22 protein-coding genes are annotated in these 24621 nt (G+C 72.6%); 6 read left to right on the top strand and 16 right to left on the bottom strand.

Annotated features, from left to right (window positions below; all coding sequences use genetic code 11):
• The first annotated feature begins 59 nt into the window (after positions 1–59).
• Positions 60–623: a VOC family protein gene (locus ACQXVK_RS10970; protein WP_430853587.1), complete on the top strand. Its 564-nt coding sequence runs from the start codon at positions 60–62 to the stop codon at positions 621–623.
• Here ACQXVK_RS10970 and ACQXVK_RS10965 read toward each other — a convergent pair.
• From ACQXVK_RS10965 to ACQXVK_RS10930, 8 genes are all read right to left on the bottom strand, one after another.
• Complete coding sequence (locus ACQXVK_RS10965) at positions 514–1224, bottom strand: GNAT family N-acetyltransferase (RefSeq protein ID WP_430853586.1); 711 nt, start codon at positions 1222–1224, stop codon at positions 514–516. The genes ACQXVK_RS10970 and ACQXVK_RS10965 overlap by 110 nt on opposite strands.
• Before the next feature lie 4 nt (positions 1225–1228).
• Positions 1229–2632, bottom strand: coding sequence for an LLM class flavin-dependent oxidoreductase (locus ACQXVK_RS10960; protein ID WP_022907121.1), 1404 nt, complete (start codon positions 2630–2632; stop codon positions 1229–1231).
• A 125-nt stretch (positions 2633–2757) separates the two neighbouring features.
• Positions 2758–3207 carry a Fe-S cluster assembly sulfur transfer protein SufU gene (sufU, locus tag ACQXVK_RS10955; RefSeq protein WP_430853585.1) on the bottom strand — a complete coding sequence of 150 codons (450 nt, stop codon included), beginning with the start codon at positions 3205–3207 and terminating at the stop codon, positions 2758–2760.
• Entirely contained in the window at positions 3204–4496 is a 1293-nt protein-coding gene (locus ACQXVK_RS10950) for a SufS family cysteine desulfurase (RefSeq protein WP_430853773.1), read from the bottom strand. Before ACQXVK_RS10950 ends, sufU begins: the two co-directional genes overlap by 4 nt.
• A 121-nt stretch (positions 4497–4617) precedes the next feature.
• Positions 4618–4830 carry an antitoxin gene (locus ACQXVK_RS10945; RefSeq protein ID WP_402269119.1) on the bottom strand — a complete coding sequence of 71 codons (213 nt, stop codon included), beginning with the start codon at positions 4828–4830 and terminating at the stop codon, positions 4618–4620.
• A 97-nt stretch (positions 4831–4927) separates the two neighbouring features.
• Positions 4928–6220, bottom strand: a complete 1293-nt coding sequence (locus tag ACQXVK_RS10940; RefSeq protein ID WP_402269117.1) for a chloride channel protein — start codon at positions 6218–6220, stop codon at positions 4928–4930.
• A 78-nt stretch (positions 6221–6298) separates the two neighbouring features.
• Positions 6299–8521 carry an alpha-galactosidase gene (locus ACQXVK_RS10935; protein WP_430853584.1) on the bottom strand — a complete coding sequence of 741 codons (2223 nt, stop codon included), beginning with the start codon at positions 8519–8521 and terminating at the stop codon, positions 6299–6301.
• 129 nt (positions 8522–8650) lie between these two features.
• Positions 8651–9634, bottom strand: coding sequence for a magnesium and cobalt transport protein CorA (locus ACQXVK_RS10930; protein WP_416395015.1), 984 nt, complete (start codon positions 9632–9634; stop codon positions 8651–8653).
• A gap of 189 nt (positions 9635–9823) precedes the next feature.
• On the opposite strand from ACQXVK_RS10930, the gene ACQXVK_RS10925 reads away from it, so the two are divergent.
• Entirely contained in the window at positions 9824–10627 is an 804-nt protein-coding gene (locus tag ACQXVK_RS10925; protein WP_022905669.1) for a tryptophan-rich sensory protein, read from the top strand.
• Positions 10628–10916: 289 nt separating this feature from the next.
• Here the strand turns inward: ACQXVK_RS10925 and ald are convergent, their stop codons facing one another.
• From ald to ACQXVK_RS10905, 4 genes are all read right to left on the bottom strand, one after another.
• Positions 10917–12017: an alanine dehydrogenase gene (gene ald / locus ACQXVK_RS10920; protein ID WP_430853583.1), complete on the bottom strand. Its 1101-nt coding sequence runs from the start codon at positions 12015–12017 to the stop codon at positions 10917–10919.
• Between the two features lie 125 nt (positions 12018–12142).
• The gene (locus tag ACQXVK_RS10915) at positions 12143–13531 is read right to left on the bottom strand and encodes an FAD-binding oxidoreductase (RefSeq protein WP_430853582.1); all 1389 of its coding nucleotides are present in this window, start codon (positions 13529–13531) and stop codon (positions 12143–12145) included.
• 35 nt (positions 13532–13566) lie between these two features.
• The gene (locus ACQXVK_RS10910) at positions 13567–14553 is read right to left on the bottom strand and encodes a helix-turn-helix transcriptional regulator (protein WP_430853581.1); all 987 of its coding nucleotides are present in this window, start codon (positions 14551–14553) and stop codon (positions 13567–13569) included.
• Positions 14554–14615: 62 nt separating this feature from the next.
• The gene (locus ACQXVK_RS10905) at positions 14616–15578 is read right to left on the bottom strand and encodes a sugar-binding transcriptional regulator (RefSeq protein WP_022905765.1); all 963 of its coding nucleotides are present in this window, start codon (positions 15576–15578) and stop codon (positions 14616–14618) included.
• 180 nt (positions 15579–15758) lie between these two features.
• Between ACQXVK_RS10905 and ACQXVK_RS10900 the strand changes: the two genes are divergently transcribed.
• On the top strand, positions 15759–17501 hold the full coding sequence (locus tag ACQXVK_RS10900) for an FAD-dependent oxidoreductase (protein WP_430853580.1): 1743 nt from the start codon (positions 15759–15761) through the stop codon (positions 17499–17501).
• Positions 17502–17591: 90 nt separating this feature from the next.
• On the opposite strand, the gene ACQXVK_RS10895 is transcribed toward ACQXVK_RS10900, so the two are convergent.
• Positions 17592–18248, bottom strand: coding sequence for a histidine phosphatase family protein (locus tag ACQXVK_RS10895; RefSeq protein ID WP_430853579.1), 657 nt, complete (start codon positions 18246–18248; stop codon positions 17592–17594).
• A 28-nt stretch (positions 18249–18276) separates the two neighbouring features.
• Positions 18277–18399: a type B 50S ribosomal protein L36 gene (ykgO, locus tag ACQXVK_RS10890; protein WP_022905672.1), complete on the bottom strand. Its 123-nt coding sequence runs from the start codon at positions 18397–18399 to the stop codon at positions 18277–18279.
• Between the two features lie 60 nt (positions 18400–18459).
• On the opposite strand from ykgO, the gene ACQXVK_RS10885 reads away from it, so the two are divergent.
• Positions 18460–19482, top strand: coding sequence for a GTP-binding protein (locus ACQXVK_RS10885; RefSeq protein WP_430853578.1), 1023 nt, complete (start codon positions 18460–18462; stop codon positions 19480–19482).
• A gap of 230 nt (positions 19483–19712) precedes the next feature.
• Here the strand turns inward: ACQXVK_RS10885 and ACQXVK_RS10880 are convergent, their stop codons facing one another.
• The gene (locus tag ACQXVK_RS10880) at positions 19713–21245 is read right to left on the bottom strand and encodes an MFS transporter (RefSeq protein ID WP_430853577.1); all 1533 of its coding nucleotides are present in this window, start codon (positions 21243–21245) and stop codon (positions 19713–19715) included.
• Positions 21246–21434: 189 nt separating this feature from the next.
• Between ACQXVK_RS10880 and ACQXVK_RS10875 the strand changes: the two genes are divergently transcribed.
• Entirely contained in the window at positions 21435–21959 is a 525-nt protein-coding gene (locus ACQXVK_RS10875; RefSeq protein WP_430853576.1) for a DinB family protein, read from the top strand.
• Positions 21960–22102: 143 nt separating this feature from the next.
• Here the strand turns inward: ACQXVK_RS10875 and ACQXVK_RS10870 are convergent, their stop codons facing one another.
• Positions 22103–23068, bottom strand: coding sequence for a sugar-binding transcriptional regulator (locus ACQXVK_RS10870; protein WP_402269096.1), 966 nt, complete (start codon positions 23066–23068; stop codon positions 22103–22105).
• A 285-nt stretch (positions 23069–23353) separates the two neighbouring features.
• On the opposite strand from ACQXVK_RS10870, the gene ACQXVK_RS10865 reads away from it, so the two are divergent.
• Entirely contained in the window at positions 23354–24598 is a 1245-nt protein-coding gene (locus tag ACQXVK_RS10865; RefSeq protein WP_083857838.1) for an RbtT/DalT/CsbX family MFS transporter, read from the top strand.
• The last annotated feature ends 23 nt before the right edge of the window (positions 24599–24621 follow it).

Raw genomic sequence — 24621 nt, 5'->3', positions numbered from 1 at the left:
GGACCGCACCCTCGGCCACCGGCCGGAACGTCCGGTCGCCGAGCTGTCACGATCGTCGTATGAACAGGGGAATCAGGATCGACCACGTGGGCGTCACGGTGCCGGACATCGACGCAGCCACGGCGTTCTTCGAGGCGGCGTTCGACGCCGTCGTCCTGTACGACATGCGGTGCCGCTCGGAGGAGCCGAACGGCACCCCCGAGGCGCACCGCTACCTCGGGATCCCGTCGACGATGGCGCAGGGCGCGATGCGCATGCTCGCACTCCCGGAGGGGCCGGGGCTGGAGCTCTTCGAGTACCTCGGACCGGACCAGCGCGGCGCGGTGCACCCCGCGGACATCGGTTGGCAGCACCTCGCGATCCACACCGACGACCTCGACGACACGCTCGCCCGCATCGAGGCCGCCGGGGGCACCCGCAACTCGGACCCGCGAGACCTGCGCGGGCTCGAGGCCGGCGAGGGGAACCGGTTCGTCTACACGAGGACCCCGTGGGGATCGACGCTCGAACTCGTCAGCTACCCGACGCCCCAGCCGTACCTGCTCGTGGCGCCCCGGGCGAAGTGGGCCCCGTGGCCGAGTGCGGTGGACGCGCTGCAGTCGCCCCTGCCCGAACCCGCGTAGCCGGAGCCGTCCGGGCGCCGTCCGCGACCCACGCACGGGTGGGCCGGCCGCTCAGCGCGTGCGGGAAGGGCTCGCCGACGGGTTCGAACCCCGCGCCGCGGTACAGCCGGAGCGCCGGCGCGTTGTCGTCGAGGGCGTGCAGCAGGGTCCGGGCGTACCCGGCGGCACCGGCCTCGGCGACGGCGCGCTGCAGCAGGGACCGACCGAGTCCGTGGCCCTGCGCGCGCGGATCGACGGCGAGCAGCGAGAGGTACGCCGCATCGTCCGGGTCGCCCGGCAGTCCCGTCCCCGGCTCGGTGACGAGCGCGAAGCCGGCGAGTGCGGAGGCCGCCGACACAGAGCCGGCGGGCGCGGGGCTGGCGGGCGCGGAGCCGGCGGGCGCAGACCCCGCGGGCACGGAGCCGGCGAGCGCGGCCGACGACGGCGAGGACGCCACGACGAGTGCGACACGGGCAGCCGCGAACTTCGACCGCGCACGGTCCCAGACCGCCGCCGACCGGGGCACACCGTCCCGCGCCGCGACCGCCGCCGTCCACAGCTCGATGCAGGCCGCGGCCTCGTCCCGGGCGGCGGCACGCACGACGAACGACGACCCGGTCACCCGTTCAGCGTACGACCGCCCGCTCCCCGACCCGGAACGACGCCCCGCGGTGCTCCGCCGGCAGCCGGTCGCCGCGGCCGTGCAGCTTGTGCCGCAGGGAGCCCGGCTCGTACCCGTCGGGGTAGACGCCGCGGGCGCGGAGCTCCGGCACGACGAACTCGATGACGTCCTCCCACGTGCCGGGTGTCACCGCGTAGGCGAGGTTGAAGCCGTCCACGTCGGTCTGCTCCTGGATCTCGACGAGCCGGTCGGCGATGGTCGCACCGCCACCGACCGCGACGGGGCCGAGGCCGCCGATCGCGGTGTGCCGGGCGAGGTCCCGGATCGTCCACTTCGACCCGTCGGACCCGGTGGCCGCCGCGATGTTGGCCGCCGCCGACTGGATCGCGTTCGACTCGACGTCCCCGAGGGGCTCGTCGAGGTCCCACTGCGACAGGTCGACACCCATCCAGCCGGAGTTCAGCACGAGCGCGCCGAGCTCCGACGCGTACGACAGGTAGTCCTCGTACTTCGCCTGGGCGAGCTCGTCGGTGGCGTCGGTGATCACGGTCAGCAGCGTGTAGACGCGGGCGGCGTACCGGTCGCGGCCGGCGGCCTCCAGGGCGTCGCGGACCTTCCCGACCGTCACGGCGAGCTGCTCGACGGTCGGCGCGCCGACGAACACCGCCTCGGCGTTCTCGGCCGCGAAGCGGATACCGCGCGGCGAAGCGCCGGCCTGGTAGATCACGGGCGAGCGCTGCACGGACGGTTCGGAGAGGTGGATCCCGGGGACGTCGAAGTGCGTGCCGTGGTGCTCGATCGGGTGCACCTTGGCGGGGTCGGTGAAGACGCCGGTCTCGCGGTCCTCGACCACGGCGTCGTCCTCCCACGAGCCCTCCCACAGCTTGTAGAGGACCTCGAGGTACTCGTCGGCGACGTCGTAGCGGTCGTCGTGCGAGAGCTGGTCGGTCTGGCCCATGTTCCGCGCGGCGCTCGGCAGGTAGCCCGTCACCACGTTCCAGCCGACGCGGCCCTTCGTGAGGTGGTCGAGCGTCGACATGCGCCGGGCGAACGGGTACGGGTGCTCGTAGGCGGTCCCGGCGGTGATCCCGAAGCCGAGGTGCTCGGTCACGGACGCCATCGCGGAGACGAGCAGGATCGGGTCGTTCACCGGGACCTGCGACCCGGTGCGGAGCGCGGCCTCGTTCGAGTCGCCGTACACGTCGTAGGTGCCGAGGACGTCGGCGATGAAGATGCCGTCGAAGTTCCCGCGTTCGAGGAGCTGCGCGAGGCCGGTCCAGTAGGACAGGTCGTTGTAGTGACGGGACCGGTCGCGCGGGTGGCGCCAGAGCCCGGAGGACTGGTGCGCCACGCAGTTCATGTCGAAGGCGTTGAACCGGATCTGGCGGTGCTCGCTGTTCGTGCTCACGGCCGTGACGCTACGGCTCGTTCCCCCGTGCGTCACGCATGGTGACGAACCGTGACGTGCGGACTGCGGTCCAGGAGGGACGGTGCGGGCCCGACCCGCGCCTCCCGGACCGCAGACCGGTCGCGTCAGGAGCGCGTGGTCGCCTCGCGCGCGGCGGCCTCGGCCGCCACCCACGCGAGCATCCCGCACTTGACCCGCATGACGAACTTCGAGACGCCGTGGAAGGCGATGAGGTCCTCGAGCACGTCCTCGTCCGGCTCGCCGGCACCCCGGGACCGCATCATGGTGCGGAACTCCTCGGTGAGGGCGAGGAGCTCGGGCACCGTGCGGCCGACCGCCATGTCCGTGAGGACCGACGCCGAGGCCATCGAGATCGAGCAGCCGTCCCCCTGCCACGCGAGTGCGGCGATGCGCTCGGTCCCCGGCTCGAGCCGGACGCGCACGGTGATCTCGTCGCCGCAGGTGGGGTTGCGCTCGAAGTGCTCGGCGTCGGCGTCGGGCAGCTCGCCGTCGCCGTGCCGGGCCTTCGCGTGGTCGAGGATGACCTGCTGGTAGAGCGAGTCGAGGGCGTTCACGCGGTGGCTCCGAAGTAGTGGCGGACCTCGCCGACGGCGGCGAGGAACCGGTCGACGTCCTGCTCGGTCGTGTAGACGTACGTGCTCGCGCGGCTCGTGGCGACGAGGCCGAGGCGGCGGTGCAGCGGCTGGGCGCAGTGGTGGCCGGAGCGCACGGCGATTCCCTGGGCGTCGAGGTACTGGGAGACGTCGTGGGCGTGCACGCCGTCGACGTCGAACGACACGAGTCCCGAGCGCGGCACACCGGCCGGCGGACCGACGACGCGGACCCCCGGCACGGCGGCGAGTCCGGTCAGCATGCGTTCCGCGAGGTGCTCCTCGTGCGCGCGGATCCGCTCCGTGCCGATGCCCTGCAGGTACCGCACGGCCTCGGCGAGGGCGACGGCCTGCGAGACGGGCTGTGTGCCGGCCTCGAACCGCTCGGGCGCCGGCATGTACTCGGAGCCCTCCATCGTCACCGTGGTGATCATCGAGCCACCGGTGCGGAACGGCGGCAGGGCGTCGAGCAGCTCGTGGCGGCCCCAGAGCACGCCGATGCCGTTCGGCCCGAGCATCTTGTGGCCGGAGAACGCCGCGAAGTCGACGCCGAGCTCCTGCACGTCGAGCGGTCGGTGCGGGGCCGACTGGCACGCGTCGAGCACCACGAGCGCACCGTGTGCGTGGGCGGCGGCAACGACGGCCGACACCGGGGCGATCATGCCGGTCACGTTCGAGACGTGGGCGAAGGCGACGACCTTCGTCCGGTCGGAGATCAGTGCGGCTGCGGCCTCGGCCGTCCAGGTGCCGTCGTCGGCGACCGGGACCCAGCGGAGGGTCGCGCCGGTCAGCGCGGCGAGCTCCTGCCACGGCACGAGGTTCGCGTGGTGCTCGGCCTCGGTGACGAGGATCTCGTCACCGGCTGCCAGCCGGAACCGCTCGGCGTCGACGCCGCCGCGACCACGGCTGGCGTTCGCCATGCCGTAGGCGACCAGGTTCAGGGCGTCGGTGGCGTTCGCGGTCCAGACGACCTCGGACGGCGTCGCGGCACCGATGAACCCGGCGACCGTGGCACGGGCGTCCTCGTACGCGTCGGTGCTCAGGGCGGCGAGGGTGTGCGCACCGCGGTGGACGGCGGCGTTGTCGTGCTCGAGGAACCGACGTTCGGCGTCGAGGACCTGCCGGGGTCGTTCGGCGGTGGCCCCGGAGTCGAGGTAGGCGAGCGGGAACCCGTTGACCTCCTGCTGGAGGATCGGGAAGTCCTGTTTGATCGCCTCGACCTCGGACTCGGTGAGCGGTTGGTTCGGCGCCACGACAGTCACCCGTCAATGGTGGTCTGCTCGCGGCCAGGAGTCCAGTCGGACGGGCACCGCTGACGGCGAACGGCCCCGGACACGTGGTCCGGGGCCGTCCGCACGGTGCGCGGGAAGCGCGTCACTCGTTGCCGACCTGCTTGTCCGCGGCGTCGCGGGCGCCGTCGATCTTGTCGTCGAACTTGCCGCCGGTCGCCTTCTTCACGGCGTCGGCGACACCGTCGAGCACCTTGTCGCTGATCCCCTCGGCCTTCTCGCTCTTCAGGGCGTCCTGGACCTTGCCGTCCTTCAGGAACTCCTGGGCCTTCTTGGTGATGTCGTCGAACCCCGCCATCGGTCACTCCTCGTCTCGGGGACGGAACCGGACGCCCCGTCGTGCGGCCGATCGTAGGCGCGCCGGACGAGCCGCGCACCGGATCGTGACGAACTGTTCAGACCATCTGCGCGCTGCGACGACGGGCGAGCACGTAGCCGACCGCGACCGAGCCCGAGACCGCCAGGAGCGACGGGATGAGGATGTCGGTGCCCTGCTGGGTGAACTCGACGACGAGCACGAGCGCGGTGAAGGGCGCCCGCATGGTCGTCGCGAGGAACGCCGCCGCGCCGATGAACGCGAACGCGGTGAGGCTCGGTCCGTCGGTCGGCCAGAGCAGGAGCCACAGGCCGCCGAGGCCGCCGCCGACGGCCGAACCGATCGCGATGGACGGGGTGAGCGTGCCGCCGACCGCACCCGCCCCGATGGTCGCCGAGGTCGTGATGGTCCGGACGACACCGAGCGCGAGCAGGAACAGGATCGGGGACAGCCCCGCGACCGATCCGTCGTCGAGCGAGGTGTTCATCGCGAGGACGCCGAGCGCCCGGCCGTTGCCGAGGATCTCCGGGAAGGGGACGGCGATGAGGCCGACCATCGCGAACACGACCGGCAGCACCACGAGCAGCCGCCACCCCTTCGGCGCGATCCCCTGCAACCGGTTCGTGAGCTTCACGAAGCCGACGCCGGCGAACCCGAGCACCGGTCCGACGAGCACGGCCCAGACGAGCAGGGACGACGAGAGGTGCATCGAGGGCACGTGGTAGAGCACCTCGTCCGGGATCACGAGGCGCGCCACGAAGGCCGCGATCGCGCTCGTCGCGAAGGCCGGCAGGGCGGTCGCGAACGTGAGCTCGCCGAGCAGCACCTCGACCGCGAACAGGGCACCGCCGAGCGGGACGTCGTACACCGCCGCCAGGCCGGCAGCGGCGCCGCACGCGACGAGGATCTTGGTCTCGCGGGCGGTCAGTCCGGCCCGGGCGGTGACGAGCTGGGACAGCCACGCCCCGATCTCGCGCGGCGCCACCTCTTTTCCGATCGACGCTCCGAGCCCCACGGCGAGGATCTGGACGCCCGCGTTCGCCACCGTCGCGAGGGCGGGCATCCGCTTCCCGCCGACGGCAGCGGGCACCGAGACCACCGGACGGCCCCAGCGTCGGAGTGCCCACCAGGCGACACCGGTCAGGACGCCGGCGGCGAGGAGCGCCAGGAAGCGGTTCAGCGCGCTCGGGGCGTCCGCCGCCTCGAGGTGGCCGCCGAACGGGTAGCCGAACGCGACGAACTGGATGAGCTGCAGCGCGAGCCACACCGAGACGCCGGCGATCCCGCCGGCCACCCCGACGAGTCCCGTGACGACCGCGAGCTTCAGGGCCCAGACCGGCGTGGCACGTGTCGCGTGTCCGGGGTGCGGCATGACCGGAAGCCTACCGGGCGCGCCACGCGGCCGAGGCGACCCGCACCGCCCGGCCGCACCGCGCCTCCTGGCCGCTGCTCAGACGGCCGTGAGTCGGAACGGCACCACGCAGTCCGCCGGGACGAGCGGTGGCTGCACGCCCACGGTCTCGAGCGTGCGGCCGCGGAAGACCCGGTCCCCCGACCACCACGGCGGTGCGACGATGCCGAACCCCGCGCCGACGACGACCGGGTCGACCCGGTACGAGGTGTCCGGGTCGAGCCCGCGGAACGTCAGGCGCCCGGAGCCGGACACCTCGGACCGGCCGACGCTCGCGAGGAAGAAGACCGCACGCTGCCGGTCCGGGGCGACGGTGCCGTACACGAGGCGGGAGTCGTCGACCTCGTCCATCCGCACGAGGTCCCCGCCGTGCAGCAGCGGGCGCCACTCGCGGTGGAGGGCGATCCACTCGGCGAGCGCCGACTCCTCCTCCGGGGTGGCCTCGACGAGGTCCCACTCGATGCCGAAGTGGCCCGTGATCGCGGTGCCGGCGCGGAACGCCAGGTCGTGCACGCGGCCGGTGGAGTGGTTCCGCCCGCTGGCGACGTGCGCGCCGAGCAGCTCCGGCGGCAGGAGCTGCTGGGTCCACCGGTGCATCTGCTGTCGTTCGAGCGGGTCGATGTCGTCGGACACCCACACCCGGTCGGTGTGCTCGATCACGCCGAGGTCGACGCGCCCGCCGCCCGACGCGCAGGACTCGATCTCGAGCGTCGGGAACCGTTCCTTGAGCGTCGCCATGAGCCGGTAGGCGGCCAGCGTCTGCTCGTGCACGGCCGCGCCCCCGCCCGCGTGCCCGGCCTCGACGAGGTCCCGGTTGTGGTCCCACTTGACGTACTCGATGCCGTACTCGCCGATGATCGCGGTCATCCGTTCGAGCACGTACGCGAAGGCCTCGGGGACCGCGAGGTCGAGGACCTGCTGGTCGCGGGCACGCACGGGCAGCCGCCCGTCGGCCTGCAGGATCCACTCCGGGTGCGCCCGGGCGAGGTCGCTGTCCTCGTTGACCATCTCGGGTTCGAACCAGAGGCCGAACTGCATGCCGAGCGCCCGCACGCGGTCGACGATCGGGCCGAGCCCGTCCGGCCACACCTCGTCGTCGACGTACCAGTCGCCGAGGCCGGCGTGGTCGTCACGGCGGCCCCGGAACCAGCCGTCGTCGAGCACGTACCGCTCCACCCCGATCCGGGCGGCACGTTCGGCGAGATCGGTCAGGCGGGCGAGGTCGTGGTCGAAGTAGACGGCCTCCCAGACGTTGAGGGTCGTCGGGCGCGGGGTCGTCGGGTGCTGCGGGCGGCTCCGGAGCCAGCGGTGGAAGCGGGCGGCCTGGTCGTCGAGGCCGTCCCCGTACGCGGCGTAGACCCAGGGGCCCTCGTACGTCTCGTCGCGCCCGAGCCGGACCTCGCCGGGCAGCAGCAGCTCACCGCCGCCGAGGACCTGCCGTCCGGTGGCCAGGCGCTCGGCCGCGTGCCGGTGGTTGCCGCTCCAGGCCGTGTGGACGCCCCAGACCTCGCCGCGGGCGAAGCCGAACCCGGGGACGCCGACGCTCAGGACGGTCGCGGCGTCGTGGCCGGTGCGCCCCTTGCGGCTCTCGCGTTCGTGCGTGCCCACGACGAGTTCGCGGCGCTGCGGGGTGCGCTCCTTGCCCCAGCGTCCGGCGAAGTCGAGGACCTCGCGGGCACGGGACGGGACCGGCAGCGCGACGGTGAGGTCGTCGAGCGTGTACACGCCGTCCGCGGTGTTCGTGACGGCGGCACGCGTGCGGACGAGTCCGGATGCGAGCAGCTCGATCGTCAGGCGCAGGCGGAGCCCGGCGGTGGTGTCCTCGGCGTCGGCGACGACGCCGGCGGCGGGGCCGACCGAGGCCTCGGCGTCCGTACCGACCCGGGCCGCGGGGCGGGCCGGGTCCGACGCGCCGGTCGTGTCCCGGGCGGCGGAGCCGGCCGGGTCCGCCGTCGTGTCGGTCACCTCGAGCGCGATGACGGTGAACGCCGGTGACCAGTCCCGGCCGTCCCGGTGCCCGGTAAGGCCCGGCCGTCCCGTCCAGCCGCGGTGCGGCTCCGGCAGGACGGCCACGCGGACGGGGTGGTCCGGCTCGCTGCCCGCGAGCGGCAGGACGTCGGCGTCCGCGAGGGCCGCGAGCTCGGTGGCGTCGAGCGGCCCGAGCGCGGCACCCCAGTGCACGACGGCCGGCAGCGCGTGGTCACGGCAGTCGAGGATGAGCGAGACGCCCCCGGCAGAGAGGTGGACGAGGTCGTTCGGCATGTGGGCTCCAGTCGGCGACGGTGACGGCTCCAGCAGTCTCGCGCTCTGGGAGCGCTCCCAGCAACACGACGCGCGCAGATGCCCCGGGCGCGCACACGAACTGGACCAGGAGTCGCACACGGATGCGCGTCAGAACCAGCGCTTCACCTTGAACGCGACGTAGAGGGCCGCCGCGAACACGACCATCGCCACGATCGCCAGCGGGTACCCCCACCGCCACTGCAGCTCGGGCATGTGCGTGAAGTTCATGCCGTAGATCGCCGCGATGAGCGTCGGGGCGAACAGGATCGCCGCCCAGCCCGAGATCTTCTTCGTGTCGTCGTTCTGCTTCTGCGCCGCGAGGGTCGAGTCGACCGTCAACGCGTTCTGCAGCAGCTGCCGGAAGGTGTCCAGCCGCTCGACCGTGCGGATTGCGTGGTCGAGGACGTCGCGGAACCGGCGCTGCATCTCCACCGGCAGGTGGTACTTCTCGGCCCCGCGGTGCAGGTTCTCGATGATGTGGATGAGCGGCCGGGCCGCGCGCTGGAAGTCCACCACCTCGCCGAACAGCTCGTAGATGCGGCGCGAGACCCCCGCCTCGCCCGCGAACAGCTGGTCCTCGATCTGGTTGATGTCCTCCTCGAGGCCGTCGATCACCGGCAGGTAGCCGTCGACGATCGAGTCCATCAGCGCCCAGAGCTGCGCCTGCGGCCCCACGGTCACGAGGCCCGGCTTGCCGCTCATCCGCTGCAGTGCCCGCGGGACGGTCTGCCTGCCGCGCGGATCGGCCTTCACGACCACCAGGAAGAACTCCTCGCCGACGAAGGCGTGCACCTCGCCGAACGCGACCTCCTCCTGCTGGTCGTTGTACAGGGCGGGCTTCAGGACGACGAACAGCGTCGAGCCGTAGCGCTCGAGCTTCGGGCGCTGGTGCCCCTCGGCGGAGTCCTCGACCGCGAGTTCGTGCAGGCCGAGGGCCACGGCGACGTCGCCGAGCTCCTGGGCGTCGGGCTGGTGCAGCACGATGCACGCGCTGGCGCCCTGGTCCTCGAGCATCCGGAAGGTGTCGTCGAGCGACGGACTCGCGATCGGGGCGATCCGGTCGACGTAGACGGTGTTCAGCTCGACAGACACGACACCACCGTACGCAGGGTGAGCGCGCGGGGGTCGGACGCGACCGACGTGCGGGCCTGGAGGCGCGGGTCGGGCCCGCACCGCGCCTCCAGTCCGGTCCGTCCCCCGCCGGCTGGACGTGCGCTGCGCGCCGGTCGCGGCCACGCGCCTACGGTGCAGGTCATCAGCATGCTGACGAAAGGGACTGTCATGAAGAGGATCTGGAAGCGGATCGCGGTCGCGGTGAGCGCGGTCGTCGCGGTGGTCGGCGCGTTCGTCGGCTCGGGAGCCGCTGGCGGGACGCCGATCCAGGACGCTGCCGGCGGAGCACTGTCGGCCTCGTCGACGGCGATCGCGCCGGACGGGCCGGCGTTCTCGATCTGGAGCGTCATCTACGTCGGGCTGCTCGCCTACGCCGTCCGGCAGTGCTTCCGCACCGCCGACGACGAGCGTCACGCCCGCCTGACCGTGCCGGCGGTGCTGTCACTGCTGCTCAACGCCGCGTGGATCCTGTCGGTGCAGTTCGGGTTCCTGTGGCTGAGCGAACCGATCATCGTCGCGCTGCTCGCCGTGCTCGTCTGGACGTTTGTGCTGCTGCGTCGCTCGCGGCCGTCCGGCATCGTCGAGGCGATCGTCACCGACGGCACGTTCGGGCTCTACCTCGGGTGGGTGTGCGTCGCCACGGCGGCGAACACGGCCGCGGTGCTGACCGCCGCGGGCTTCCGGGGCTTCGGGCTGTCGCAGGACGTGTGGGGCGTGGTGGTCGCACTCGTGGCCGGGCTGGTCGGGGTGCTCCTCGCCGTGTGGGGTCGCGGGCGCCTGGCTCCGACGGCGTCGCTCGCGTGGGGGCTGGCGTGGGTCGCGGTGGCGCGGCTCGACGGGCCGCTGGTGTCGACGCCGACCGCCGTCGCGGCGGTGGTGGCGGCGGCTGCGGCCGTCGTCGTGACGCTCGTGGTGCGGGCCCGTGCCGGGTGGCGCGGCGCGGCTGCGCCGGCGCGCGTCGCGGCCGCCTGACGCGGCGGCGCGGCCGGCGGCCGGCCAGCCGGCCGGCTGCCACCGGGCCACCCGCTGACGGTTTCGCGCTGAGCGACAGTTCACGGCCCGCGGGCCGCGTGAACTGTCGTTCAGCGCGAAACCCGCGCGCCGACGCCCCGGCGTGCGGCCAGCCGCGCCCGCGGCGCGCGCCGAGACTCGGCTGAGCGGACAGTTTCGTGGCTCGGGAGCCGCGAAACTGTCCGCGGGGCCGAGTCTCGGCCTCGCGGCCGGCGCGCAGCGCGGCGCGCGGCGCGCAGCGCCCGCGCGGCTAGCGCGCCGCGGCCGCCAGGCCGTGCGCTTCGGCCACGGCGGCGTTCACGACCCGCCCCGCGTGCACGTTCACCCCGAGCGCCAGGGCCGGGTCCGCCGCCGTCGCCGCCTCCCACCCCTGGTTCGCGATCGCGACGGCGTACGGCAGCGTCGCGTTCGTCAGCGAGATCGTCGAGGTGCGCGGCACCGCTCCCGGCATGTTCGCCACGCAGTAGAACACGGTGTCGTGCACGGCGAACGTCGGGTCGTCGTGGGTGGTCGGGTGCGAGCCCTCGAAGCAGCCGCCCTGGTCGATCGCGATGTCGACGAGCACCGACCCGGGCTGCATGTCCGCCACCATGGCGTCGGTCACGAGCTTCGGCGCCGAGGCCCCGGGGATGAGCACCGACCCGATCACGAGGTCGGCGTCGCGCAGGGCCGAGGCGATCGCGTGCGCCGAGGAGCGCAGCGTCGTGATGCGTCCGTCGAACCGGGCGTCGAGGGCACGCAGGCGCGGCAGGCTGATGTCGAACACGGTGACCTCGGCGCCGAGGCCGAGCGCCATCGTCGCGGCGTGCTCCCCCGCGACCCCGCCGCCGATGACGACGACACGGCCCTTCGGGGTACCGGGGACGCCGCCGAGCAGCAGCCCGCGCCCGCCGTGCGCTCGCATGAGGTGGTTCGCACCGACCTGCGCCGACAGCCGACCGGCGATCTCGGACATCGGCGACAGCAGCGGCAACGACCGGTCCGGCAGTTGGACGGTCTCGTACGCGATGGCCGTCGCACCGGAGTCGATCAACGCGTCGGTCAGCGGTCGGTCCGCAGCGAGGTGCAGGTACGTGAACAGGACCTGGCCCGGGCGGATCGACGCGTACTCGGCGGCGACCGGCTCCTTGACCTTGAGGATCATCTCGGCACGCGCCCAGACCTCGGCGGCCGTCGGGACGATCGTCGCGCCGGCGGCCGCGTACTCGGCGTCGGGGAACGAGGACCCGTCCCCGGCTCCCGACTGCACGAGCACCTCGTGGCCGTGCAGTGCCAGCTCGGCGACGCCGGCCGGGGTGGCGGCGACGCGGAACTCGTTGTTCTTGATCTCGGTGGGGACGCCGATGAGCATTGCGGACTCCTTCGTGGGCGGTGCGTACGTCCTCACCATTGAGCGACGGATTCGTTACGACGACGTTTCCTCCGAACATCCGAGCGATCGAGCGCGAAATCGTCCGACAGGATTCGGCGAAACGCTCAGAACACCTTGCCCGGGTTCAGGATCCCCGCGGGGTCGAACACCCGTCGGATCCCGCGCTGCAGCTCGAGCACGTCGTCCCCGAGCTCGTCGCCGATCCACCGCCGTTTGAGGACGCCCACCCCGTGCTCCCCCGTCAGCGTCCCGCCGAGCTCGATCGCCGCGCGGAACATCGCGTCGGCGGCGTCCCACACGTGCTGCGGCACCTCGTCGCCCGCGAACACGAAGTTCGGGTGCAGGTTGCCGTCGCCGGCGTGCGCGACGGTCGGGATCGCGACGCCGTACTGCTGCCCGATCGCCTCGACGCGCGCGAACATCTCGGCCAGCCGGCTGCGCGGCACCGCGACGTCCTCGATGAGGACGCGGCCCCGCGCCTCCATGGCCGGGTGGAACGCCCGCCGGATCGTCAGCAGGCGGTCGCGTTCCGCCGCGGAGCCGGCCAGGTGCACGGTCCCGCCTTCGGCCTGGAGGCGCGGCACGGCACCCAGGGCGGCCTCGGTCGCGCCCGGTCCGTCGTACTCCACGAGGAGGAACACCCCGCCCGCCGCGCTGCTCCCCACCGTCTCGGCGATCACCTGCGGCCCGAGGTGGGCCGCGATCCCCTCGAGCGCGGCGGCGTCGAGCAACTCGACCGTGGACGGCCGGTCCGCTCCCGCCACGACGGACGCCGCGGCACGCGCCGCCGCCTCGACGCTCGGGTAGACGGCGCCGAGGGTGGCCGGCTCGCCCGCCGGGATCGGCACGAGCCGGACGGTCGCGCCGACGATCACCCCGAGCGTGCCCTCGGACCCGACGAGCAGCGCCGTGAGGTCGAGTCCGGTGACGCCCTTGACGGTGCGGTGTCCGGTCGAGACGAGTCGTCCGTCCGCGAGCACGACGTCGAGCCCGAGCACCGCTTCCCGCGTGACGCCGTACTTGACGCACCGCAGCCCGCCGGCGTTGGTGGCGATGTTGCCGCCGACGCTCGCGATGGCCGCACTCGCCGGGTCCGGGGCGAACCGCAGCCCGTGCTCGGCCACCGCGGCGTTGAGGTCGCCGTTCAGCACCCCGGGCTCCACCACCGCGTACTCGTCGTCGACCGAGACCCGCACGATGCGGTCCATCCGGGCGACGCTGAGCACGACCGTGCCCTCGGTGCCGTTCGCGCCGCCGGCGAGGCCGGTGCCCGCACCGCGCGGGACCACGGGGACCCCGAGCGCCGAGCACGTGCGGAGCGTGGCCTGCACGTGCTCGACTGTCCGAGCCTCGACGACCGCGACGGGGCCACCCGGGGCGACCCAGCCGGACTTGTCGGTCCGCGCGGCGTCGAGCACGTCCCGCTCGGTGCGGACGAGGGCGCCGTCCGGATCGGCGAGGGCGGAGCGGAGGGCGGTGACGACGGTGTCCATCCGGCCACGCTACGACAGCGCGGCGGACGCCGCGGTCAGTGCGCGCGCAGCGACTCGCTCGGCAGCTCGCCGAACCGCGCCCGGTACGTCGCCGAGAAGCGTCCGAGGTGTCCGAACCCCCACGCCCGCGCGATGTCGGCCACCGAGGTCGCGTCGCGGTCGCCGCGCACCAGGTCCGCGCGGGCGCCGTCGAGCCGGACGCTGCGGAGCAGGTCGCCCGGCGTCTGGTCGAGGTGCCGCCGGAGCGACTGCTGCAGGCCGCGCGGACTCAGGCCGGCCGCGGCGGCGATCTCCGGCGTGCCGATCGGCTCGCGGGCGTGCTCGTGCACGTACTCGAGGGCACGACGGAGCCGGGCGTGCTCGGGCCCGCTGCCGGTGACCGACGTGCGCCAGCGGCTCCGTTCCGGGAAGGCCGAGACGGCCGCGCGCGCGAACGCCTCGGCGATGTCCCGCTGGGCGAGGGCGGTCAGTTCGTTCCCGACGTCGAGCCACGTCGCCGAGTGGGCCCGCACGACCGACTGCCACGCGCGCATGCCCTCGACCGTCGGACGGCGGAGCGGCTCGAAGGCGAAGTCGTCGTCGCCGACGACCGAGCGCACGAACCCGGCGTCGAGGTGCACGAGGTTCAGCCCGATGTCGCGGTGGTGGAGCGCGTAGGTGTCGGCGAAGGGCAGCACGACCGGCACGCCCGGCTCGAGGTGGACGTCCGCGCCGTCGTACGAGATCGTGCTCGCCCCGCTCCGCAGCCAGGCGACGAGGAACGCGTCGTCGACACGGCTGTCGCTCCGCAGATCGACGAGGAACCGCGACGAGCGGAGGGACAGCCGGTCGTCGCCGACGCCCGCGAACTCCCAGCGTGTGTCGGTGCGGGTGCGGCGGACGGCGGGCGAACGGAAGGCGTAGTCACCGGCGAAGAAGGCGAGCGCCTGGTCGACGTCGGTGCCGGCGATGCGCCGGGAGTACCGCGTGTCCCCGGACCGGCGAACGCCGGCGGCGTGGCGGGTGTCCATCGTGGCGACCATGTCGAGCAACCTACGGGGCACCACCGACAATCCGGACCCGCGGTCCGGAGGCCCCGGACCGGTCAGGGCTGCAGGATCGCCTGTCCGACGCTCTCGTCGAGGATGAGGTCCGTGATCAGCCCGGCGGCGAGCGCACCCTTCAGCGACGCGGCCTTCGAGCGTCCGGCGACGACGCAGACCCGGCGCGGCGCGCGCTTGATCGTGTCGAGGTCCGGGGCACCGGCGCGGGCGTTCACCCCGATGTCCTTCCACGACCCGTCCGCCCGGTAGAACACCGTCGAGACGTCGCCGACGACCTGCGCCTTCGTGAGCTCGTCGCGGTCGGACGGGTCGAGGTACCCGCCGGAGTAGACGTGCGAGGGCACGGGCGCCTGGGGCGCCCCGACGCCGAAGACCACCAGGTCCATCCGCTCGTGCAGGTCGAGCACCCGGCGGATCGACCGCTCGCGGAAGAGCGCCTGCTTCGTGGCGGGGTCGTCGAAGAACGCCGGGACGGGGAACTGCTGCACGAACGCGCCGTACGCCTCGCCGAACCGGCGGAGGATCTCGGACGCGTAGACGATGCCGGTCGTCCGGGTGTTCGCGGCGCCGTTGATCTGGACGACCGTCGAGCCGTGGGTGGTCTTCGGCACGAGGTACCGGCTCACCGCGCTCACGGTCGAACCCCACGAGATCCCGATCACCATGTTCGACTCGACGTACTGCGTCAGGATGCGCGCAGCGGACAGGGCGACGCGTTCGAGCCGGTCGACGTCGCTCGTGTGGTCCGGCACCGGGACGACGTGCGCGTGCACCCCGAAGCGGGAGCGGATGCTCCGGCTGAGCGCCGCGGCCTGGTCGAGCGGCGATCGGATCTGGATGTCGACGAGCCCGGTGTCCCTGGCGTACTTGAGCAGGCGGGAGACCGAGGACCGCGAGGTGCCGAGCTCGTCGGCGATCGCGTCCATCGTCAGGTCCTGCAGGTAGTACAGGTGCGCGGCGCGCAGCGCCTGCTGCGTGCGCATGGGCTGCGCTGCGTCACTCATGGGAACTGAGCATGCACGGACGTGCACGGCCTCTGCAACCCCTGTCGCGCCTCCCGGCCCTCCTCCGGCCACTCCGGACACGTGTGCTGCACGTTCGTGCACGCAAGTTGCCCGCCCTCTCACGGAGGCGCACGATCGATGACGAACCACCACGGAACCCATGAAGGAAGCGACGCACCAATGTCGAAGAAGACGCAGCCCCGGAACACGGTGAACGCGCTCACGGAGCGCCCGAACGCACAGGTCCTCGTGGTCGGTGGCGGCATCAACGGCATCGCCACCTTCCGCGACCTCGCCCTGCAGGGCGTCGACGTCGCCCTCGTCGAGCGCGGCGACTACGCCTCGGGTGCGTCCGCCGCCTCGAGCCACATGATCCACGGCGGCATCCGCTACCTCGAGAACGGCGAGTTCCGTCTCGTCCGCGAGAGCGTGCAGGAGCGCAACGGCCTCATCCGGATCGCTCCGCACTACGTCAAGCCGCTGCAGACGACGATGCCGATCTTCTCGACGTTCTCGGGCATCATGAACGCCCCGCTGCGGATGCTCACGCACAAGCAGCGCTCGACGAAGGAGCGCGGCGCCGCGCTCATCAAGATCGGCATGACGATCTACGACTCCTTCTCGCGCGACGGCGGCTCCGTCCCGAAGCACCGCTTCCTCACGAAGAAGGCGGCGCTCGAGGACATGCCGGCGCTCAACAAGGACCTCAAGTACACGGGCACCTACTACGACGCGTCGGTGCACGAGCCGGAGCGCCTCGCGCTCGACGTGCTCAAGGACGGGCTCGCCGCGGGGAAGGGCGAGGGCTCGGCGTCGACCGCCCGCGCCGTCAACTACGTCGAGGCCGCCGGCACCCGCGACGGTGGCGTCCTGCTCCGCGACCAGGAGACCGGCGAGGAGTTCGTCTTCACCGCCGACGTCGTCGTGAACGCATCCGGCCCCTGGACCGACCTGACGAACCAGGCGTTCGGCGGCGAGACGGCGTTCATGGGCGGCACGAAGGGCTCCCACATCGTCGTCGACAACCCCGAGCTGCTCGAGGCGACGAAGGGCCGCGAGCTGTTCTTCGAGAACAACGACGGCCGCATCGTGCTCATCTACCCGCTCAAGGGCCGGGTCCTCATCGGCACGACGGACATCGACGCCGACCCGTCGAAGCCGGTCGTCACCACCGACGAGGAGATCGACTACTTCTTCGGCCTGGTGCAGCACGTCTTCCCGCAGATCGCGCTCACCCGCGACCACATCGTCTACAGCTACTCCGGCATCCGGCCGCTGCCCCGCCACGAGGACACCGCGCCCGGCTTCGTCTCGCGCGACTACCGGATCGTCGACACCCCGATCGCCGGGCTGCCGCACTCGACCGTGCTGTCGCTCGTGGGCGGCAAGTGGACGACCTTCCGCGCCCTCGCCGCGCACCTGTCCACCGACGTCACGACCAAGCTCGGCGTGACCCGCACGGTCGACACCACCGGCATGCCGATCGGCGGCGGCAAGGACTTCCCGACCACGGACGCCCAGCGTGCCCTGTGGATCAAGTCGCACCGCGACGGCCTCGACGCCTCCGTCGTCGAGGGACTGCTCGAGCGCTACGGCACCCGTGCCGCCGAGGTCGTGGACGTCCTGGTCGACGGCCCCGTCGAGCCCCTCGAGTCCGACCCGGGCCTCACCCGCGCCGAGGTCGCGTACTTCGCCGAGCGCGAGCAGGCCGTGCACCTGGTCGACGTGGTCCTCCGGCGCACGAACCTCGCCTTCGTCGGCGGGGTCACGATCGACCTGCTCGACGAGCTGGCGGACGTGCTCGCCGGGTCGCTCGGCTGGACGCCCGAGGAGCGTGCGGACGAGGTCCAGCACACGCTCGACGTCCTGCGCGAGGCGCACCGGGTGATCGTGCCGCTGACGTCCGCGTCGCAGCTCGCGTAGTCCACGCGACCGACCACGGAACGGGAGGCGCGGTGCCGGCTGGCACCGCGCCTCCCGTCCGCCTGCTGGTCGCGCTGTCTGCTGGTCGCGTCAGAACCGCTCGCCGGTCGGGTCCTGCGCCGTCCGGTCGATGAGCTGCTCGCCGCCGACGGGCTCGCCCTCCCAGTCGACGAGGCGCCAGCCGTCGTCGAAGGAGCCCTCGAGCTCGACGATCCCGGTGTTCTCCAGGTGGCGCTTCGTGCCGAAGTGGTCCGGGGTGTTGTCGGCGGCGGCACTCGCCCACGTCCGGATCGCGGCACCGTGGCTGACCGCGGCCGCCACCTCGGCGCCGGTCGCGAGGATCTGCCGGACCGCGTCGTCGTAGCGCGCGAAGAACTCGGTGCCGCTCTCGCCGCCGGGCATCCGGGTCGTGCGGTCCCCGAGCGACCAGCCGTGCACGGTCGAGATGTACGTCTGGACGGACACCTGGTCGCGCTTGCCCTGGGTGTCGCCGGCCTCGATCTCGCGGAGCCCCGGCAGCACCACCGGCTCGAGGCCGAGCGACGCGGCGAGCGGTGCCGCGGTGATCTGCGTCCGGACCATCGTCGACGCGAAGAGCCGCTCGATCCCCCGGTCGGCGAGCGCCGCCGGCAGGGCGTCGGCCTGCTGCTGCCCGAGTTCGGTGAGTCCCGGCCCGGGGACGACGGCGTCGAGGACACCGTTCACGTTCGCAGGGGTCTGGCCGTGGCGGATGAGCAGCAGTCGCATGGAGCCACCCTACGGAACGCCGGTGACGTCACCCCTGCCGGGTGTTCCACCGCGGGTTCTGCTTGTTGATGACGTACACGCGGCCCCGGCGGCGGACCACCTGCGACCCGGGGATCTTCTTGAGTGCCTTGAGCGAGTTGCGGACCTTCACGGGGTTCTCCTTCGTCGACGTCTTAGTTGTTGAGAACGATGATCATGTAGATTAGCCCACATGCGTCCCGCCGCCATCACCCTCGTCTCCGCCATGCACGACGTCGACGCCGACCGGGTGGCCGCACGGCTCTCGGTCGGCCACCGGATGCACGCCACCGGGAGTGCCGTCGCCGCGGCCCGGTCCGTCGCCGAGCGCGCCGAGCACCTCGACCGGGTGTGCGGACCGGACGCCGACCACGGCCTCGTCGTCACACTGCCGCCCGGTGCCGACACCCGCGCCGTGGGGATGATGCTCGCGAACGCCGCGCGCGCGGAGACCGGCGACGACCGGGTGCTCCGGCACGTCGTCAGCGTCCTGCGCGCGGACGACGTCGCCCATCTGCTCTGGTCCGACGTCGACGACGCGTTCGTCGCGGCCGACCGCGTGGCGGCCCTCGTCGAGTACGCCACGGTCGTCGTCCTCGACCGGGTCGGCCCGGTGCCGGTGGGACGGCGTCGCAGCCTCCTCGCGCTGCTGCACCGACTCGCCCCGCAGGCGGTCGTCGTGGCCGGATCGTCGATCCGGGGCGCCGCCGACCTGCCCGCGTCGAACGGCGGTGCGGCACGGGTCCTCGCGCACGGAGCGGGCTGGATGCGGGCGCTGTCGGGCTCGGGCGGACGGGACCCCCGGGACGGCCTCGTCGCCATGCGCTACCGCGAGCCGCTGCCGTTCCACCCCGGGCGGCTGGCGTCGGTCATCGAGCGGGACCTCGCGGCGGGGCGGAACGGCCGGGTGCTGCGGTCACGGGGGTTCTTCCGACTGGCCTCGCGCCCGGACCACGTCGGGTCGTGGTCGAGCCTCGGGGCGATGCTCGCGCTCGACCCCACCGCGAATCCGTCGTGGGACGCCGACGCCCCGATCGGGCAGGCGCTCTGGTTCGTCGGCGAGCGACTCGACGTGCCGGCGATCGAGCGCGCGCTGGACGGGGCGCTCCTCACGCCGGACGAACTCCTCGCGGGGCCGGACGTCTGGCGCGCGTGGGCGGACCCGTTCCCGGTGTGGCCGGCGCTCGACGCGTCCGGGGAGCACCGGCACGAGTGACGCGGGGGCTGCCCGTCGCGGGCGCTGCCCGACGCGGAGCGACGCGGGCGCTGCCCGACGCCGAGCGACGCGGGCGCTGCCCGACGCCGAACGACATCCTCGACGTCGTACGACGACCGCGATGTCGTTCCCGCCGCCGTGCAACAACCCGCGGGTGCAACGAACGACGAGGTCGATGTCGTACGACATCGACCTCGTCGTTCCGAGTCGAGCGATCGGTCACCCCGGCGTCAGCGCGCCGCGGCCACCTCGCCCTCGCCCGCGGCCTCGCGGGCACGGCGGGCGGCGTCCTCGGCGGCGAACGGCAGGTCCCCCAGGTCGAGGTGCGGGTTCGTGTCCTGCGTCAGCACGAGCTCGCGGGCTTCCTCCGCGGTCTCCACCGCCGGCATCGACCCGGGCAGCGGGCGGCGCGAGGACTCCTTCATGCAGAACACCCCGATCGCCCCGACGACGCTCGTCGCCATCAGGAAGTAGGCCGGCGCGAGTTCGTCGCCCGTCGCCGTGAGCAGGGCCTGCACGATGAGGGGCGTCGTCCCGCCGAACACCGCGATCGCGATGTTGTAGGCGAACCCCATGCCGCCGTAGCGCGTCGACGTGGGGAACAGCGCCGGCAGCGAGGCCGCCTGGTTCGACACCCACAGCGCGGTCATGAGCGCGAGGAGCCCGAGACCCGCGAGCGTCGACCACTGCGCGCCGTGCCCGATCAGCAGGAACGCCGGCACGACGAGCACGACGGTCGTCGCGGCCCCGATCCACATCACGACGCGACGGCCGAGCGTGTCGGACAGCTTGCCCGTGAGCGGGAGCATCACCGCGAGGAGCAGGAGCACCGGGATCGTGAGCAGCGTGCCGTCGAGCGCCGAGTAGCCGAGCGAGTCGGTGAGGTACGTCGGCATGTACGAGGTCAGGGCGTACCCGACGGTGTTCGACGCGGCGACGAGCATCACGGCGATGACGATCGGCCGCCAGTGGTCGCGGACCATGGCGAACACGTTCGCGGGGCGCTCGCCCTCGAAGGACGCGCGGGTCTCGGTCGCGGCCTCCTGCGCGGCCTGGGTGGCCTGGAAGACCGGGGACTCCTCGATGCGCAGGCGGAACCAGATCGCGACGACGCCGATGACCCCGGCGGCGAGGAACGGGAAGCGCCAGCCGTACGCGGTCATAGCCTCGTCGCCGAGGGTGATCTGCAGGACGGAGACGACCGTCGCGCCGAGCGCGAAGCCGAAGTAGCTGCCGAAGTCGAGGATGCTCGCGAAGAACCCGCGGCGACGGTCCGGCGCGTACTCGGTCACGAACGTCGTCGCCCCGGCGTACTCGCCACCGGTCGAGAAGCCCTGCGCGAGCTTCAGCACGACCAGGACGACCGGCGCGAACACGCCGATCGTGGCGTAGGCGGGCAGCGCGCCGATGAGGAACGTCGACGTCGCCATCATGATGAGCGTCGTCGCGAGGACCTTCTGCCGCCCGATGCGGTCGCCGAGACGACCGAACACGATGCCGCCGAGCGGCCGGGCGATGTACGTGGCCGCGAAGACACCGAGGCTGAACAGGATCTGGACCGCGGGTTCGGCCGTCGGGAGGAAGACCTTCCCCATCGTGACGGCCAGGTAGCCGTAGACGCCGACGTCGTACCACTCCATGGTGTTGCCGACGACCATGCCACTGACGGCTCGTCGCATCATGCTCTTGTCGACCACGGTGACGTCGCTCTCGCGGAGCCGTCGGTGCGGTCGGGTCGGGGTACTGCTGGGGTCGGAACCCATGCGTTTCTCCTCGGAGGATCGGCGGGCCGACGGGTACCGGCCCGGGAACAGCCGTCGACGATACCGAGCGACCGGAACATCACTGACCGGTGATTCACAGGGACCGGCGTGTCCCCCGGACGGGGGTCGGCGTCGATCGCCTCGGGCACGCGGATCGGAGCGGACGGTGACAGGCCGTACCATCCAGCCATGGCGATCGAACCCGAGACGAAGAACTGGACGTGGGTCATCGAGTCCGCGTGCCCCGAGTGCGGCTACGACGGCAGCACGGTCACGATCCGCGACGTCCCGGGGATCATCGACGCGAACACCTCGGCGTGGCCGGCGATCCTCGACCGTGACGACGTGCGCGACCGCCCCGACGAGAACACCTGGTCACCGCTCGAGTACGCCGCGCACGTGCGCGACGTGCACCGCAAGATGGCCGAGCGGTTGGCGCTCATGCTCACCGAGGACGCCCCGACCTTCCCGAACTGGGACCAGGACGCCACGGCCGTCCAGGACCGCTACGGCGAGCAGGACCCCGCCACCGTCGTGCGGGAGCTCGGCGAGGCGGCGCACCGTGCTGCCCGCGCCTTCGACGACGTGCGGGACGACCAGTTGGGACGCACCGGCCTCCGGTCCGACGGCAGCGCCTTCACCGTCGCCACGCTCGCCACCTACTACGCGCACGACCCGGTGCACCACCTGTGGGACGTGCGGCGCACGCGGTAGACGCACCACCCGGCGGACGGGAGGCGCGGTGCGGGCCCGCACCGCGCCTCCCGTCCCACACGTCGGGACCGCCGAGCGACGCGTGACAGGTCGCCACGGCAGTGCCGTCGCCCGCCGCCACCCGACCCCGGCGTGGTCCGCCGTCAGGCGAGCGCGTCGAGGAGGGCTCGCGCCGTGGCGGCGTCCGTCACGAGCTCGTTGACCAGCCGACCCCGGACTGCGCCGATGATGCTCGCCACCTTCGCCTCACCGACCGCGACGCCGACGGCGTGCGGGATGCCGGCGAGGACCTCGCGAGACGTCCTGACCATCCGATCGCTCCCGGGGAACTCGATCGCCGAGCCGTCGGCCGCGAAGAAGTTGAGACACACGTCACCAGCCGCGTACTGGAACGCAGCATCCTCCACCGGGACGCCCCGTGCGATCGCGTCCCGCGTCGCGGTCGGCGCGCCGATCCCGAGCACGGCGCCCTTCGCACTGCTCCACAGACCGACGACGTGCTGGAACGCAGGGTCCTCGTCGAGTGTGGCCCGCATGGCCGGGGACGGTATCGCCTGCGCGAAGAGGAAGGCGGGGATCGCACCGGAGTGCTCAGCGGCCGTCCTCGTGATCTCGTTGGTCTGGAACCACGGCATCGGGTCGGCCTGACCACCGACGGTCGGGACGAGCTGGACACCGGACAGACGCGGCATCCCGGCGCGCGCGACGTCGTAGACGGTCCGGCCGGACGACATCAGCACGGCGTCCCCCGCCGTGAGCCCCATGCCCTCGAAGGCCGTGGCGACCGCCCCCGCGAGGTCGACGCCGAGCGTGGCCGGATGGGTGACCGCAGCGAGGTGGACGGCGTGCAGCCCGAGCACCACCTGCAGTCGTTCGGCGAGCGCGACGGTCTCGTCCTGGAAGGGGTCGACGACCTCGATCCGGACCAGTCCAGCCCGGCGGGCCTCCGCGACGAGCCGGCTCACGGTCGGCCGTGAAACACCGAGCCTGGACGCGATCTCCACCTGGGTGGCGTCCTCGAGGTAGTACATCCTTGCCGCCTGGTAGACGGTGTCGAGCGGGAACCGCGTGCGCCCGGCCTCCGTCGGCGCGGTGATGTCGGAGGACATGTGGCACTGCCTTTCGGGACGTCGCCGACACCGGTCGACGAGCGATCGGTTCGCGCGGACACGTCGATCGTATCGCCGCGTGGAGTGCCGACCGGAGCGCACGCCCGGCGACGTGCTCGCAGATCCCGTGACCGTCGGTTGAAATTGTGTTCTGGACAAACGTTCCAACAGTGTAGAGTCATCAGCAGTTCGCAGACCACCAGGACACAGGAGTCAAGGATGTCGACGACGACCCAACGCCCGACCACTGCGCCAGCAACCCCCCCAGAGGGGCGACTGGACCGGATGGGGATCCCGAAGCCGCTCGCGCTCGGGTTCGTCGCCGTGCTGGTCTTCATGACCGGGAACGGCGTCGAGTCGAACTTCATCACACCGCACATGGTCGCCGTGCTCGGTAGCCCTGAGGCCACCGTCGCGACGATCGTGACCTTCTACAGCCTCGCTGCGCTCATCGGCTCGTACGTGTCCGGTGCCCTGTCCGACCTGGTCGGTCCGCGCCGCGTCATGGTGCTCGGCTTCGGCGTGTGGGTCGTCTTCGAGGTGCTGTTCCTCGTCGCCCTCGCGCTCGGCAGCGTCCCGTTCGCGGCAGTGTCGTACGCGCTGCGCGGATTCGGCTACCCGCTCTTCGCGTTCGCGTTCCTCGTGTGGGTGAACATCACCACGCCCGTCGAGCGGAACGGCTCGGCCGTCGGCTGGTTCTACGTGGCGTTCACCGGCGGACTCCCCACGCTCGGCTCGCTCTTCGCCATCGGCGCGATCCCGGCGTTCGGCGGCGGTACGGGCGGGGAGACCGGCGCCATGATCGCCTCGATCGGCCTCGTCCTGATCGGCTTCCTCGTCATGTTCTTCGGCGTCCGCCTGCCGAACGGGTTCCGCCGGATCGCGCCCGAGGGCGAGACCGCCTGGCGGGTCCTGACGAGCGGCATCCGCCTCACCCTCACCCGCCCGAAGGTCCTGATGGGATTCCTCGTCCGACTGATCAACACGGCACCCGAGTTCGGCATGTTCGTCGTCCTGCCCGCCGTGATCGCCGACGACCGCGGGTGGGGGCAGGGTCGCTGGCTCCTGATGACGGTGTGCGTGTACGCGACGAACATCCTCGTCAACGCCCTGTTCGGCTGGGTCGGCGACCGCATCGGCTGGCAGCGCACCGTCAAGTGGTTCGGCATCGTCGGATCGGCGACCGGACTCGTGGCCTGGTGGTACGTGCCGCAGCTCGTCCCCGCCGGATCGGACTGGGGGTACGTGCTCTCGGTCGTGGCGGGATGCGTCTTCGGCTGCCTGCTCGCCGGCTTCGTGCCGATGGGCGCGATCATGCCGGCGCTGGCACCCGACCACAAGGGCGCCGCGATGGCGATGTACACCACCGCGGCCGGCGGGGCCGCGTTCCTCGGCACCGGTGTCGTCGCGGCGGTGTTCGCGCTCGGCGGCGGTGGCCAGGCGGTCACGTGGACCTTCGTCGGCCTGTACGCCTGCGCGTTCGTGATGGTCCACTTCCTGCGTGTCCCGCAGGGCACCAAGGCCCACTGAGCTCCCGGGTGGCAGCGGCCGTC

It is taken from the genome of Curtobacterium sp. AB451, from assembly GCF_050585845.1.
Lineage (GTDB): Bacteria > Actinomycetota > Actinomycetes > Actinomycetales > Microbacteriaceae > Curtobacterium.
This window is presented reverse-complemented; position numbering and strand designations above follow the sequence as displayed.

Coding starts and splice junctions, on each gene's coding strand:
- ACQXVK_RS10970 (WP_430853587.1), top strand. CDS start 60: ATGAACAGGGGAATCAGGATCGACCACGTGGGCGTCACGGTGCCGGAC.
- ACQXVK_RS10945 (WP_402269119.1), bottom strand. CDS start 4,830: ATGGCGGGGTTCGACGACATCACCAAGAAGGCCCAGGAGTTCCTGAAG.
- ACQXVK_RS10940 (WP_402269117.1), bottom strand. CDS start 6,220: ATGCCGCACCCCGGACACGCGACACGTGCCACGCCGGTCTGGGCCCTG.
- ACQXVK_RS10935 (WP_430853584.1), bottom strand. CDS start 8,521: ATGCCGAACGACCTCGTCCACCTCTCTGCCGGGGGCGTCTCGCTCATC.
- ACQXVK_RS10925 (WP_022905669.1), top strand. CDS start 9,824: ATGAAGAGGATCTGGAAGCGGATCGCGGTCGCGGTGAGCGCGGTCGTC.
- ald (WP_430853583.1), bottom strand. CDS start 12,017: ATGCTCATCGGCGTCCCCACCGAGATCAAGAACAACGAGTTCCGCGTC.
- ACQXVK_RS10915 (WP_430853582.1), bottom strand. CDS start 13,531: ATGGACACCGTCGTCACCGCCCTCCGCTCCGCCCTCGCCGATCCGGAC.
- ACQXVK_RS10910 (WP_430853581.1), bottom strand. CDS start 14,553: ATGGTCGCCACGATGGACACCCGCCACGCCGCCGGCGTTCGCCGGTCC.
- ACQXVK_RS10905 (WP_022905765.1), bottom strand. CDS start 15,578: ATGAGTGACGCAGCGCAGCCCATGCGCACGCAGCAGGCGCTGCGCGCC.
- ACQXVK_RS10900 (WP_430853580.1), top strand. CDS start 15,759: ATGTCGAAGAAGACGCAGCCCCGGAACACGGTGAACGCGCTCACGGAG.
- ACQXVK_RS10895 (WP_430853579.1), bottom strand. CDS start 18,248: ATGCGACTGCTGCTCATCCGCCACGGCCAGACCCCTGCGAACGTGAAC.
- ACQXVK_RS10885 (WP_430853578.1), top strand. CDS start 18,460: ATGCGTCCCGCCGCCATCACCCTCGTCTCCGCCATGCACGACGTCGAC.
- ACQXVK_RS10880 (WP_430853577.1), bottom strand. CDS start 21,245: ATGGGTTCCGACCCCAGCAGTACCCCGACCCGACCGCACCGACGGCTC.
- ACQXVK_RS10875 (WP_430853576.1), top strand. CDS start 21,435: ATGGCGATCGAACCCGAGACGAAGAACTGGACGTGGGTCATCGAGTCC.
- ACQXVK_RS10870 (WP_402269096.1), bottom strand. CDS start 23,068: ATGTCCTCCGACATCACCGCGCCGACGGAGGCCGGGCGCACGCGGTTC.
- ACQXVK_RS10865 (WP_083857838.1), top strand. CDS start 23,354: ATGGGGATCCCGAAGCCGCTCGCGCTCGGGTTCGTCGCCGTGCTGGTC.